This is a genomic window from Nocardioides sp. Soil774, assembly GCF_001428125.1.
Taxonomy (GTDB): Bacteria; Actinomycetota; Actinomycetes; order Propionibacteriales; family Nocardioidaceae; genus Nocardioides.
The window spans coordinates 42,326-55,719 of record NZ_LMSM01000008.1 but is presented as its reverse complement, the minus strand read 5'-3'; the positions used below and the strand labels follow the sequence as shown (position 1 = coordinate 55,719).

The window sequence follows — 13,394 nt, the reverse complement described above, 5'->3', positions numbered from 1 at the left end:
TCAGGAGACGCTAGCCCAGACCTGCTCGTCGCCCTCCTCCCCGAACGACGTGAGGGTGACCACGCCGCCACCGCACACCGGCTCGCCGAGGAACGCGTTGCCGAGCGAGCGCGACTCGTAGGCCACCTCGAGCGTGTGCTCGGGTGTCCAGCGCATCAGCCGCGCGGGGTCCTGCGGCCCCTGCGGGTCGCGGACGAAGAACACCGAGTCGCCGCAGGGCAGCGCGGTGCCGGTGGTGCCGGGGCCGAGGTCGAAGAAGGCGCCGTCGGCCGAGGCGAGGAAGTGTGCCTCCTCCTGGCGCCGCGGCTTCGGGACCTCCGACCAGACGGCCCCGTCGGCGGTCGCCGCGACGTCCCACGCCGTGCACTCCTGCGGCCCCTCGAGCGGCTGGGGCACGCCACTGCCGTCGAGGAGGTTGACGGTGCGGCACGCGACCGGCCGGGCGTCGTCGAAGGTCATGACCCCGACGCCGTTCTCGCTCGCGGTGAGGCCGGAGAACCCCGAACCCTCGGGGGCGCACCAGCCGTCCTCGCCGTTGCTGTCGGCCAGCGCCGCGGTGGCCAGGCAGTAGGCCCCGCCGTCGCCGTACGTCGGGTAGTAGAGGTCGCCGGCGGTGAGGGCCCACGAGCCGCCGCTCGCCGCCTCGGGGGAGACCACGTCCTGCTGCTCGCCGCTCGCGAGGTCGACGGCGACGACGCGGCTCGGCGCGGTCTCCGCCTTGTCCTGCGCGACCACGACCGCCCAGTCGGTGCTCATCAGCACCTCGGAGATCGTGCGCCCGCTGCCGGCCTTCAGGCCCACGTGCTCGCCGTCCGCCGTGAGGTCGACGCGGGTGTCGGCCGCGTCGGACAGCGCCTCCCACTGCGGGCCCTTGACGTAGTGGGTGTCCGGGAGGACGCCGGTGTCGTTCCACTCGAGCAGCGCCTCGGTCGGCTCGACGGGCGCGGGGTCCTCGGCGGCGCCGCCAGTGGGCGCGGAGTCGCTGCTCGTCGGGCTGCTCGGGGTGCTGGGGGTGCTCGGGCTGCTGGGGGAGCTCGGCCCGGCGCCCGGGTCAGGGTCCGACGGGTTGCTCCCGCAGCCCGTCAGGACGAGCAGCAGCGCCAGCGCGAGCGTCGTACGCACCGGCACGTCAGACCCCGACGTTGTGCTGGAAGTGGTCGAGGTTGGCGCGGTAGGCCTTGTAGGCGTTGCGCCACTGCACGCGGCCGATCGCGGGCTCGCTGGGGTCGAAGCGCGACTGGTCCCACGGCTCGAAGTAGCCGAGCTTGGGGTTGCTGTCGGGGTCCTGGTCGAAGCCGCGGCCGACCTGGAAGTGCCCGCTGGCGTCGTCGTCGAGGTAGGGGTAGTACTGCTTGAGCAGCACGGGGTGGAGCACCACGGGCGCCTGGTAGTCGTGGATGTGGCGCATCATCAGGCGGTACCACTGCTTGAAGGTGAAGTCGCTGATGTCGAGCACGACGTAGGGGCCCGCGTGGGTCTCGTCGTCGTAGGTGGTCTTGTTGTTGACCACGCGGACCATGTCGGTGATCGCCGTCCCGGCGGTGGTCGTGCCGAGGCGCCGGGCCCAGTAGGACTGGTTGCGGCGCTTCTGGTCGCTGCCCCAGCCGATGGCCTGCATGGCCGTGGGCCCGCACCAGTAGGTCTGGTTCTGCGACTGCACCTGCGACTCGTCCATGATCGCGAACGTCTCTGGATACGTGTCCCCGAAGCCGCCACGCGCGGTCACGGCGGGGTCAGCGGTGACCTCGGGGTGCTTGGCGGCGAAGTCGGCGGGCAGCTCGACGCCCTGGATCTCGTGGCGCAGCATCCAGACCTTGCCGACCGACCGGGCGGCCATCGTGAGCTCGGCACGCTCGGCCTCGGTGCGCGCGGTCGACGTGCGTCCCGCGGCGCGGGCGAGCAGGCCGTCGGCGTCGAGGTCGCCGGTGCGCTCGACGCGCTTGAAGGACGGGCGCGTCTCGAGGCGCGCCGCGAGGGCCTCGGCCGTCTGGTTGGTCCAGCCGAATCCGAGGCAGTAGCGCTGGCCCTCGAAGGTCGCGCACCGCACCGACGCCCGCGCCAGCGCCGTGCGCCCCTGCGCGCGGTCGAGCGCGCCGCCCTCGGCCAGCACGCGGTCGATCTCGCGCTGCATCTCGGGCGTGAGCTCGCCGCGGCCGACCGCGCCGGGCGTCCCGGTCGACTCGGCGGTGGGCGCGAGGGAGCCGGTGTCGTCGCCGTCGGGCAGGAACGGCACGGCGCCGAGGGTGAGCGCGAGCGCGGCCGCCGCGATCGTCGCGGGGTGGCGCCAGAGCGGTCGGCGTACGTCGTCAGCGGCGATCTGGTGGGCGAGCTTCGGGGCGACCGGCCGGGCGAGGCGGGGGAGTCGGCTGGGGGTGCGGCGGGGGATTCGGCGAGGGGGAAGAGGCATGGGGAAGGACCTTCGGATCCGAGAACACGGACGCCTCACTGTCCTCTCTGGCCCCAGAAGGCGCAAGTCTCCCTCTGGTCACACGCCGGGCGGGTCTGCAGGTTTCCCCGGATATCCGGGGAAACTGGAGGTTCCAGTGCGAAGTTTCGGGGGTGAGGCTCGAGTTTCCCCGGATATCCGGGGAACGCGACGCCGCCGATCGGCAGGGGATCGCGCGGACGCGAGCCGGGAAAGACGTTGGAGCGGATGACGAGACTCGAACTCGCGACATCGACGGTGGGCAGAGCGTCGCGCTCGCGCGCCCGGGAAACACATTGGAGCGGATGACGAGACTCGAACTCGCGACATCGACGGTGGGCAGAGCGTCGCGCTCGCGCGCCCGGAGAGCAGTGGAGCGGATGACGAGACTCGAACTCGCGACATCGACCTTGGGAAGGTCGCGCTCTACCAACTGAGCTACATCCGCACGCCGTCGTACGACGGCGGGCCAGATGCTACCGGACCGGCTGGTCCACCCTGGTCAGCACCGGGTGCTTCGGGGTGACGGAGTCGCCCGACGAGCGCCCGGTGACCCGACGATGCACCCACGGCACGAGGAACTCGCGGGTCCACTGCGCGTTGGCCGCCCACTGCTCGCGGCGGCGCAGGACCGGCAGCGGCTCGACGACGACGGGGTCGAGGCCGTGCTCGACACCGATGGCCTCGAGGACGGCGTGCGCCATGTGGGTGTGGCCGTGGCGGTTGAGGTGCATCCGGTCGGTGTCCATGACGCTGCCGACCTCGATGTCGCGCATCCGCCACATGTCGACCACGGTCGCGCCGTGCCGGTCGGCGATCTCGCGGACCCACTCGTTGAAGATGGCCATCCGACCGCGCACGGGGCCGTAGATGCCGCCGCCGCCCGGGTCGAAGATGGTGAACATCACGACGTGCGCCCCGGTCGCCGCGAGCCTCGCGATCGCATCGTCGTACGTCCGGGCGAGGACGTCGAGGTCGACGCGGGGTCGCAGCACGTCGTTGCCGCCGCCGTGGATGGTCACCAGGTCGGGGGCCAGCGCCACGGCGGCGTCGACCTGCTCGTCGACGATCGCGCCGAGCTTGCGGCCCCGGATCGCGAGGTTGGCGTAGCCGAAGTCGTCGGTCTGCTGGGCGAGCACCTCGGCGACGCGGTCGGCCCAGCCGCGCAGGCCGTTGGGCCGCGATGCGTCGGGGTCACCGACGCCCTCGGTGAAGGAGTCGCCCAGGGCGACGTAGCGGTGGAAGGTCACTGCTCCATTGTGATCACGCCTCCCCGAGACGCCGCAGCAGGGCTAGGGTCGGCCGCGTGCTGCTCTCCGACCGTGACATCACCGCTGAGATCGACGCCGGCCGGATCGCCCTCGATCCCTGGGAGCCCGCGATGATGCAGCCCTCGAGCGTGGACGTGCGGCTCGACCGGTTCTTCCGGGTCTTCGAGAACCACCGCTACCCGCACATCGACCCGGCGGCGGACCAGTCCGAGCTGACCCGCGAGGTCGAGCCGGAGGGCGACGAGCCGTTCATCCTGCACCCGGGGGAGTTCGTGCTCGGGTCGACGTACGAGGTGGTGAGCCTGCCCGACGACATCGCCGCGCGAGTGGAGGGCAAGTCGTCGCTGGGGCGGCTCGGCCTGCTCACCCACGCGACCGCCGGCTTCGTCGACCCGGGCTTCTCCGGCCACGTGACCCTCGAACTGGCCAACGTCGCGACGCTGCCGATCAAGCTCTACCCCGGCATGAAGATCGGGCAGTTCTGCTTCTTCCGCCTCTCCTCGCCGAGCGAGCACCCCTACGGCTCGGAGAAGTACGGCTCGCGCTACCAGGGCCAGCGGGGGCCGACGCCCAGCCGCTCGTTCCAGGGCTTCCACCGCACGCCCATCTGAGTCGCCGGCGACCGGAGATCGGATGACGTCATGCCCCCGTGACGCCGCGGTGGTGCGTCAGCGGTTGCGTTTGGGAGCGCGGGGCGAGAAGCGCACGCGCTCGGCGATGCGGTGGCGGGCGATCAGCTCGATGTCGGTGAACGAGTCATACATGGTCTTGCTCCTTCCTGGGTGGGTGTTCGGGGTTCAGCTCTGGTGGAGGGTGACGTCGCCCGAGGCGGTGGTGGCGCGGACCTCGAGGTAGGCCTGGTCGGCGGCGGGCTCGCCGGTCGAGGGCAGGGTGGACGACAGCCGGCCGCTGAGGGTGCGGACGTCGGTCCACACCGGGGTCCCGGGGCGTACGCCGATGCGCACGTCGCCGCTGGCGGTCTTGGCGGTCACGCGGCCCGAGGCCGCCTCGGAGACCGCGAGGTCACCCGACCCGGTCGTGAAGATCGCCTCACCGTCGAGCAGGCCGACCTGGGCGTCGCCCGAGCCGGTCTTGATGGCCAGCTCGTCGCGGGCCTGGCCGACGAGCACGTCACCGCTGCCCGTGGTGACGACGAGCCCGGAGTCGGCGCGGTCGACCCGCACGTCGCCGGACCCGGACTTGACGCGCGCGTCGCCGGCGAGGTGGACGGCACTGACGTCACCGGAGCCGGACTGCACGACCGTGTCGCCGTCGACGACGTCGAGCGAGACCTCGCCCGAGCCGCACTCGACGCGGGTGTCGGCGAGCCGCCCGTGCGTCTGCACGTCGCTGCTGCCGGCCTTGACGACGAGGCCGCTGGACACCGGCACCTCGACCACGACCTCCGCGCGGGCGTCCTTGCCGAAGAACCCGCCCGAGCGCGTCGGGGCGATGATCGCGATGCGATCCCCGAGGTCGCGCACGTCGAACTCGTCGGCGCGGTCGCCGGTGATCCGGACCGTGGTCTCGGTGGTGCTCGTGGCGGTCACGTCCACGAGGCCGCGGCCGTTCTCGACGTAGAGGTCGATGGGCTCGGGGGTGTCGAAGGTGAGGTCGATCTGGTTGCTCATGGTGGTCTCCGGTTCAGGTCGAGATGGGTTCGGGGTGTGCTCGTCCGCCGGGCCGGCCTGGTGCCGGTCCGCTGCGTGCGGTGGGTGGTGTCGGTGGGGCTACAGCCAGCCGGTCATCCGGCGGCTGCCCTGCCCCTGCCTCCGGTGGGCGGCGAAGGGGTCGTAGCCCACGAAGGGGACGCTGCTGAGGTCGACGTCGATGTTGATCGCGTGCTCGTTGGTCGCGGCGCGCACGAGGCCGACCATCCAGGTGTTGAGGCTCTGCCCGGCGGCCGCGGCCTTCTCCTCGGCGCGGGCCTTGACCGCCTCCGGGATGCGGAGCGTGATCCGGGCGAGGTCGCCGTCGTCCTCCTCGGGCGGGGTCGGCGGGGACGGCGGCGGGGGCGGTGCCGGCACGGCGCTCGGCGGGGCGACCTCGACGACGAAGTCGAGCTCGCGGCCCACGAGTCGTACGTCGACGCTGCCCTCGGGCAGCTCGGCGGTGATCTCGGCCGCGGCGTGGGAGATGGCCTCCATCAGCGCCAGGCGCGCGCTCGGGTCGAGGGCGTACGCCAGCCGCTCGGCGGCCTGCTTGAGGTCCTCGCTGCCGGCCTCGGCCGCCGCGACGAGATCGCGTCGGAGGCTGTCGACGTAGGGGGTGATGTCCATGTGCACCACTTTGACATCACGGTGACGTCATGTCAAGCATTTGTGATGTCACGTTGGCGTCCTCGTGACATCAATCGGTCCCGCGCCGGGGTAGTCCGCTGCGTTCGGCCGGTCCCGGGCGGGTTTTCGCCAGCTCTTTGCAGCGGACTACCTGGGGGGTCGTGGGCAGGACGCGAGCCGGCGCCCGCCCTAGGATCAGGGGCGGGCGCCGGGGCGGTCAGGCGAGGGCGTCGATCAGAGGTCGAAGAGCGAGCCCGAGCCGGAGATGTCCACGTCCGTACGCGGGGTGTGGCCCGGGGTGCCCGGCGACGAGGTCGGAGCTGCGGCCGGCTCCTCCGCCGGCGCCGGCTCTGCGTCGGCGTCCTCGGCCTCCGGTGCCTCGGCCTCGGGTGCCTCGGCCTCCGCGGGCTCCGGCTCCGTGTCGGAGCTCTCGGGGTCGGCGAAGAGGGCTGCCTGGCTCAGGTCCGCACCGCTCGGCGGCGCGCTGGGCGCTGCCTGGGGTGCTGCCTCGGGCTCCGGCGTCGTGGTCTCGAGTTCTGCCTCGACCTCGGCCGTCGGCTCGGCCTCGGTCGCGGCGGCCGTGTCCGTCTCCGGCTCCGGCTCCGCTGCCGCGGGACCGGGCGAGGTCTGCTCGCTCGGGGTGGGTGCGGGTGCGGCCGCAGGCGCCTCGATGTCGAACAGCGAGCCCAGGCTCGTCAGGTCGACGTCGGTGGCGGGAGTCGACACGGCGCCGCTGGAGGCGGGCGCCTCCGTGGCGGGGGCCGGCGCGGGCTCCGGGGTCGACTCCGACTCAGGCTCCGGCTCAGGCTCGACCGCGGTCTCGGCCTCGGCCGCCGCCACGGGCTCCGGCTCCGACTCACGCTCGGTCTCGGGCTCGGCCGCAGGCGCTGCATCAGCCGGCGCGGCCGGAGCAGCAGGAGCGGCCTCCGGAGCCTCGAGGTCGAAGAGCGAACCCAGGCTGGACAGGTCGGCGTCCGTGGTGGGCGTCGACGCAGTCGCGCTGGAGGGCGCCGCCTCGGTCTCGGCCTTCGGCTCGGCAGCGGCCTCGGCAGCAGGCTCGGCAGGCACCTCTGCAGGGGCCTCTGTCGGGGCCTTCGGCTCAGCGGCGGGCGCGGCCGAGACCTCGGGCTCGCGCACTGCGGGCTGCTCGGCCACCGGCTCGGGGGCCGCGATGTCGAAGAGCGACCCGCCGCTGCCGAGGTCGGTCGCCGCCGGGGTCTCGGCGGACGCGGTGGGGGTTGAGTCGCTGGGAGACTCAGCAGCCACCGCGGGCTCGGCAGGGCTCTGCGTCGCGGCCTCCGGCTCGGGCGGCGTACCGAGGTCGAACAGCGATCCACCGCTGCCCAGGTCGGTCGTCGGAGCGGCCTCGGCGGGCGCGCTGGGGGTTGAGTCGCTGGGAGACTCAGCAGCCACTGCGGGCTCGGCGGCCGGCTCGGGCTCCGGCGCCGGGGTGTCGAACAGCGACCCGGATTCCGCAGGCTTGGCGGGAGCGGGAGCGGGAGCGGGGGCCGGGGCCTCCTCCGATGCGGGGGTGTCGAACAGCGACGACCCGCCCGACGCCTTCGCGGCCGGGCCGACGTCGGCGGTCTCGGTGACGGTGTCCTCGGTGACGGTGACGTCGCCGGCCTCCGGCTCGTCCTTCGTGGCCACGTCACCCGAGGAGGCGGCAGGAGCGGCAGCAGCAGCGGCAGCAGCAGCGGACGACCCGGGCGCGGCCTTGGTGGCCTGCTCGCCCTTGACCGAGGCGAGCAGCATCTGCGCGACGTCGAGGACCTCGACCTCCTCGCGGGCCTCGCCCTTGCTCTGCTGCATGGTCAGCCCGTCGGAGAGCATCACGCGGCAGAAGGGGCAGCCGACGGCGATCTGGTCGGCGCCGGTGCCGACGGCCTCCTTGGTGCGGTTCATGTTGATCCGCTCGCCGATGTTCTCCTCCATCCACATGCGCGCACCGCCGGCGCCGCAGCAGAAGGACCGCTCGGAGTTGCGCTCCATCTCGATGACCTCGGCGCCGGGCAGCACCTGGAGCAGCTCGCGGGGCGGCGAGTAGACCTCGTTGTGCCGACCGAGGTAGCACGGGTCGTGGTAGGTGATCGAGCGCTTCGCGGCACCCGCGCCGTCCTTGACCGGCGTCAGCTTGCCCTCGCGCACCAGGCGGTTGAGCAGCTGGGTGTGGTGGACGACCTCGAGCTCGATGCCGAAGTCCTTGTACTCGTTCTTGAGCGTGTTGAAGCAGTGGGCGCAGGTCGAGACGACCTTCTTGACCTTGTACTCCTTGAAGGTCTCGACGTTCTGCTGCGCCAGGCCCTGGAAGACGAACTCGTTGCCCGCGCGACGGGCGGGGTCACCGGTGCAGGTCTCACCGTTGCCGAGCACGCCGAAGGAGATGCCGGCCATGTCGAGCAGCTCGGCGACCGCGCGGGTGGTCTTCTTCGCGCGGTCCTCGTACGCCCCGGCGCAGCCGACCCAGAACAGCCAGTCGACCGACTCCAGCGACTCCAGGTCCTCCCCGACGACCGGCACCTCGAAGTCGAGGCCCTTGGCCCAGTCCATGCGAGCGGTGCTCGACATGTTCCACGGGTTTCCCTTGTTCTCCAGGCCCTTGAAGAGCTGGTTGAGCTCGGCCGGGAAGTTGGACTCCACGAGCAGCTGGTAGCGCCGCATGTCCATGATGTGGTCGACGTGCTCGATGTCGACGGGGCACTGCTGGACGCACGCGCCGCACGACGTGCAGTTCCACAGGACGTCCTCGTCGATGACGAAGGCGCCGTCGGTGGGGTTGTAGAAGTAGTCGAGCACGTCGGTGCCCGTGCCGCCGCTCTCGCCCTTGCTCCCGACGCCGACCAGCTGTCGCTCCGTGTGCGCCTCGTCGCCGGTCGCCTTGGCGTACGCGTGGTCGCGCAGGCTGGTGATCAGGAGCTTGGGCGACAGCGGCTTCTCGGTGTTCCAGGCCGGGCACTGCGACTGGCAGCGGCCGCACTCGGTGCAGGTGGTGAAGTCGAGGATGCCCTTCCACGAGAAGTCCTCGACCTTGCCGACGCCGAGGACCGAGTCCTCGTCGAGGTCGTCGATGTCGTCGAGGGTGACGGACTTGCCGTCCGAGGTCAGCGGCTTCATCGCGCCGAGTGCGGTGCTGCCGTCGGACTCGCGCTTGAAGTAGATGTTGAACCACGCGGTGAAGCGGTGCCACGCCACGCCCATGGTCAGGTTGGAGGCGATGACGATCAGCCAGATCATCGCCGAGGTGATCTTCACCATCGCGACGAAGAAGACGATGTTCTTCAGCGCCTGCTCGGAGTCGGGGTAGAACCACTCGCCGACGAGGTGGCTGAGCGGGAAGTGCAGCTTGGTGCCCTCGTGCAGCTTGTACTCCGCGCCGCGGATGAACAGGATCGCCGCGCTCTCGAGCAGGACCATGCCCTCCACGAAGTAGGCCTGCCAGAAGTTCGAGCCGAAGAACCGACTGCGGCGTCCGAGGGTCCGCGGGTGCTTGACCTGGCGGTAGACCGCGAGCGCGATGATGCCGAGGGTGCCGAGCAGGCCGAGGATCTCCGCGGCCCAGCCGTAGATGTACCACCGGCCGATGACCGGGATCTCGAACAGCGGGTCGAAGAGCTGCACGTAGCCGGCCATCACCGCGGAGGAGAGCAGGATGAACGCGGCGTAGACGAACCAGTGGAGGATGCCGATCCAGTGCCACTGGAGCATGCGGGTGTGGAGCACCGACTCCTTCAACATGTGGAGCAGGCGCGCGGCGGGCGCGTCGGTGCGCGACACCGGCTGACCAGTGCGGATCACGCCGACCATGTGGCGCACGGCGCGCGTGGTCAGGACCACGGCCACAGCCGTGGCGGCCAGCGAGATGATGATCGCGATGATCTGCATGAAGGGGTGCTCCTCGGTCGGGGCGTACAGAGCCGGAGCATAGGTCTGCCGCACGTGCGGACGGCAGGGCTCTGGCGAGTGACAATGATCCTACCCGCAGGTAACTTCAGCGGCGCCGCACGGCCGTGACCTTCCCGCTGCGCGAGAGCTCGACCGTCATCAGGACCCGCTTCCGGCCCGGCTCCCGTGCGCAGTAGGTGAACTCTCGGCCCAGTCGCTGCCACGGCTGGCCGAGACGCCGCATCAGCGCGCGCGTGCCCAGGTGCGGGGCGGCAGCCCTGGTGAAGGCGCGCACCGACATCCGCAGGCCGGGGTTGCGGCACGAGTCGGGCGCCAGGCCCCAGGCGCGCTCCCACGTCTGGAGGTAGGCCTCCGCCCCTCGTGAGAGGTCGGCGGCGAGCGCGGGACCGTCGGCGCCGGCCACGTGCTCGGCGTCCTCGACCCAGTCGGCGTACATCCCGTAGTGCGCGACGCCGTCGGTGTTGATGTCGAAGACGCGCTCGCCGCTGCGCTGCCGGGCGATCGTGACGCCGCCGAGGCCTGTGAAGGGGTACGTCACGGGGTCGGCGGCGTCGGCTCCGCGCGGGTCGCCCTGGGCGCCGAAGCCGTTCATGTCGGAGCCGAAGCCGAAGCCGAAGTAGAAGCGGCGGTCGGTCCAGCCCAGGTGCTGGCGCCACTTCTCGACGAACCCGGTCGAGTCGCCGGCGTAGGGGGCGACGAAGCCGCCGAGGCGGTAGATGCGGGGGTAGGCGTCGGGGGTCGACCACGAGTGCGAGGAGAGGACGCCGACCGGGCGCCCGGCGGCCTGCTGCTGCTCGAGGTAGTCGAGTGCGGCGTTGCGACCGGCGACGCTCATGTGGTCGGGGTCGAAGAGGATCCTCCGGTCGATCATCGCCGACAGCAGCTTCTCGCCGAGCGGGCTGAGGCCGAGCTGGTTGCAGTGCGGGCCGGCGGGGTAGAGCGGCGCCGGCTGCACGCCCACGTCGCCGAAGAGCTTCCAGATGGCGCCGAAGATCGCGTCCTGGTCGGGGGCGCCCTGCGGCGGGTCGCCCAGCTCGCCGAGGTTGGGCGACTGCAGCCGGTCCTCGGTGCCGGGGGCGTAGGTGGAGGGGCACGTCTGCATGCGCAGGAACGACCCGGTGCTGAGGAAGTTGGCGCTGTTGGTCAGCGTGCCGGTGGACCCGGCGTCGCCGGCGACGCCGGTGAAGGCGTTGTCGAACTTGTTGGTCAGCTCCATCTGGCTGACGCCCATCCGGCGCATCTCGTCGAGCTCGGTGAGCATCTGCTCCTCGGTGCAGGTGGGCCTGCCGAGCTGCACGTTGCACCCGAGCGGCACGGAGGTCTCCATGCCCATGACGACGGCGAGCTTGCCCTGGTTGATGACGCGACGCGCCTGGAACGGGTCGGTGACGATGCGGTACCAGCCGCGGCCGGGACCGCCGTACTGCGCGTCGATGTAGTCCTGCATCGCGCGCATGTCCCTGGCCTGCAGGCGCACCGCGTCGCGGTCGTCGCACGAGTTCTTCTTCAGCGGATAGATCGTGCACAGGATGTGGTTCTCGGTCAGCAGGCTGGTGTGGATGCGCAGGCCGGCGCGCCACGAGCGCTCGAGCCACTTGTAGTAGACCTGCTGGTGGGTCAGCGAGTGCGGGTTGGGCCAGTAGGAGAACGTCGGCCAGCCGACCGGGTCGTGCCCGGTGCCGGGCGCCCGGTCGGCCAGGACGTCCTCGAGCAGCGCGCCGCGACCGTCGGCGACCTGGTGGTCGGGGCAGTCGACGAGCGCGGCCGGGGCGCCGTACTTGTGGAAGGGCGGGCTGCAGATGACCCGACCACCGAGGAACTCGTGGGTCTGGCCGTGCACGTGCGGGTCTACCCAGCCGCGCACCTCCTGGAAGGAGGTCACGCCGCCGAAGGGCCGACCGCTGACGTCGGTCCCGACCTCGGGGAAGGCCGTGCAGCCACCCGCGCGCCGCAGCGAGAACGGCTGTGCGGCCCCGGTGGCGAGGCCCCTGGGGGAGGTCGTACGCCGCAGCGCGCGGCCGTCGGCGAGGGTGAAGGTGAAGCGCCCGAGGCCGACCTCGCGCACGGTCCAGTCCGCGTCGGGCGAGGGAGCAGCCGCCCACGTCGTGCCGGCGCCGCTCGCGGCGAGGAAGGTGCGGTCGGGGGCGTACAGCAGGTAGGTGCCCAGCCCGGTCGCCTGGAAGGTGAGCTCGTGCCCGGCGAGGCGGTAGCACCCGCCGGCCATCGCGTAGCGGCTCTCCGGGACCGTGCGACGTGGCGTGCGCAGCGGCACGCCGCGCAGCCGGGGCTCGCGCTGGGTGCGCTGGGCCGCGACCCGCCCCCGGCTCGCGGAGCGCTGCCGTGCGGTCGTCGGGTCGGGTGCGGCCGCTGCCTCACCGCTGCGGCTGACGGCGTTCTTGGTCGTGGGGTCGTTGTGGACGTGACCGTGGCCGACATCGGTGGCCGGACCGAGGGCGTCCACGACGCCGACGGTGCCGGGGTGCTCGTGCGGCGTGCGCTCGGCGGCGGCCTCGGCGCGCTCGCGGGCCTGCGCGTCGTACGTCGACGGCAGGTCGGCCGACGGCGCACCACCGGGCGCGGCGCCGAGCATGCCCGCGCCCACCAGCCCGGCCGCGGCCAGGACGGAGATCACGGTGCGCTGGACGGGACGGGGCGTCGGGGTCACGGCGGCTCCTTGTCGTCGGCGGCTCAACGACCGGGGCGTGCCGCGGGCTACGAGGGGCGCGCCGTCGTCGAGGTGGTCGCCGGGCCGCTGACCCGCCGGGTGAGCCGGGTGGCGGTCGCGCCCACGGCGGCCGCGATGCGCGCCACGTCGGCGCCCGCGTCGCTCGGGAAGGTGACCGCCACCCCGGCCACGGGGTGCGCGTTGTGGTCGAGCACCGCCACGGCGACGCTCTGCAGGCCGGGGGTCACCTCGCCGTCCTCCGTGGCGTGGCCGCGCTGCCGGGTCTCGGCGAGGAGCGCACGCAGGGCGCTGAGCGAGGCCGGGCCGCGGCCGTGCCGGTCCACGAAGGCGTCGCGGTCGGGATAGAGCGCGCGCACCTGGCTGGCCGGGAGCGCGGCGAGGATCGCGCGCCCCGACGCGGTGAGGTGCGCGGGGAGGCGGACGCCGACGTCGGTGACCAGCGGGGGGCGTCCGGGGGCGCGCTCCTCGACGACGTAGAGCACGTCGCGGCCGTGGAGCACCGCGAGGTGGGCGCCGTGGCCGGTGCGGTCGACCAGCTCGGCCAGGGGGCGCCGCGCCAGCCGGGCGAGAGGCTCCTGGCGGGTGAAGCCGCTGCCGACCTCGAAGGCGGCGACGCCGAGGCCGTAGCGGTGCTCGTCGGCGAGGTGCACCACGAAGCCCTCGTCGATCATGGTGTTGAGCAGGTGGTACGCCGTGCTGCGCGGCAGGTCGCAGGCGCGCACGATGCGGTCGAGCGGCACCGGGTCGGCCTGGGTGGCCAGGAACCGCAGCACCCGCAGGGCGCGGGTCGCGGCGGGGACCTGGCTCACGGTCGGGCGGATCTGCGGATC

General features: G+C 72.4%; 9 protein-coding genes and 1 tRNA gene. 1 reads left to right on the top strand and 9 read right to left on the bottom strand.

Annotated elements, in window-relative coordinates; translation table 11 throughout:
• The 4 genes from ASG76_RS11520 to ASG76_RS11505 all read right to left on the bottom strand — a co-directional run bounded on the left by ASG76_RS11520 (position 1) and on the right by ASG76_RS11505 (position 3,675).
• Positions 1-1,128, bottom strand: a complete 1,128-nt coding sequence (locus tag ASG76_RS11520) for a hypothetical protein (protein WP_056603054.1) — start codon at positions 1,126-1,128, stop codon at positions 1-3.
• 1 nt (position 1,129) lies between these two features.
• On the bottom strand, positions 1,130-2,407 hold the full coding sequence (locus tag ASG76_RS11515; RefSeq protein WP_056603051.1) for a C39 family peptidase: 1,278 nt from the start codon (positions 2,405-2,407) through the stop codon (positions 1,130-1,132).
• 390 nt (positions 2,408-2,797) lie between these two features.
• Positions 2,798-2,873 (bottom strand) — tRNA-Gly (locus tag ASG76_RS11510).
• 28 nt (positions 2,874-2,901) lie between these two features.
• Positions 2,902-3,675, bottom strand: coding sequence for an SGNH/GDSL hydrolase family protein (locus ASG76_RS11505; protein ID WP_056603048.1), 774 nt, complete (start codon positions 3,673-3,675; stop codon positions 2,902-2,904).
• A 56-nt stretch (positions 3,676-3,731) separates the two neighbouring features.
• Between ASG76_RS11505 and dcd the strand changes: the two genes are divergently transcribed.
• The gene (dcd, locus tag ASG76_RS11500) at positions 3,732-4,307 is read left to right on the top strand and encodes a dCTP deaminase (protein WP_056603044.1); all 576 of its coding nucleotides are present in this window, start codon (positions 3,732-3,734) and stop codon (positions 4,305-4,307) included.
• A 186-nt stretch (positions 4,308-4,493) separates the two neighbouring features.
• Here the strand turns inward: dcd and ASG76_RS11495 are convergent, their stop codons facing one another.
• The 5 genes from ASG76_RS11495 to ASG76_RS11475 form a co-directional block, all read right to left on the bottom strand.
• A complete protein-coding gene (locus ASG76_RS11495; RefSeq protein WP_056603042.1) occupies positions 4,494-5,327 on the bottom strand; it encodes a DUF4097 family beta strand repeat-containing protein in 834 nt (277 codons plus the stop codon).
• A gap of 99 nt (positions 5,328-5,426) precedes the next feature.
• Entirely contained in the window at positions 5,427-5,975 is a 549-nt protein-coding gene (locus tag ASG76_RS11490) for a toxin-antitoxin system HicB family antitoxin (protein WP_056603038.1), read from the bottom strand.
• A 234-nt stretch (positions 5,976-6,209) separates the two neighbouring features.
• Positions 6,210-9,857 carry a (Fe-S)-binding protein gene (locus ASG76_RS11485; protein WP_056604358.1) on the bottom strand — a complete coding sequence of 1,216 codons (3,648 nt, stop codon included), beginning with the start codon at positions 9,855-9,857 and terminating at the stop codon, positions 6,210-6,212.
• 106 nt (positions 9,858-9,963) lie between these two features.
• A complete protein-coding gene (locus ASG76_RS11480; protein ID WP_056603035.1) occupies positions 9,964-12,543 on the bottom strand; it encodes a hypothetical protein in 2,580 nt (859 codons plus the stop codon).
• A gap of 47 nt (positions 12,544-12,590) precedes the next feature.
• Positions 12,591-13,373 carry an IclR family transcriptional regulator gene (locus ASG76_RS11475; RefSeq protein ID WP_056603027.1) on the bottom strand — a complete coding sequence of 261 codons (783 nt, stop codon included), beginning with the start codon at positions 13,371-13,373 and terminating at the stop codon, positions 12,591-12,593.
• Between the last annotated feature and the right edge of the window lie 21 nt (positions 13,374-13,394).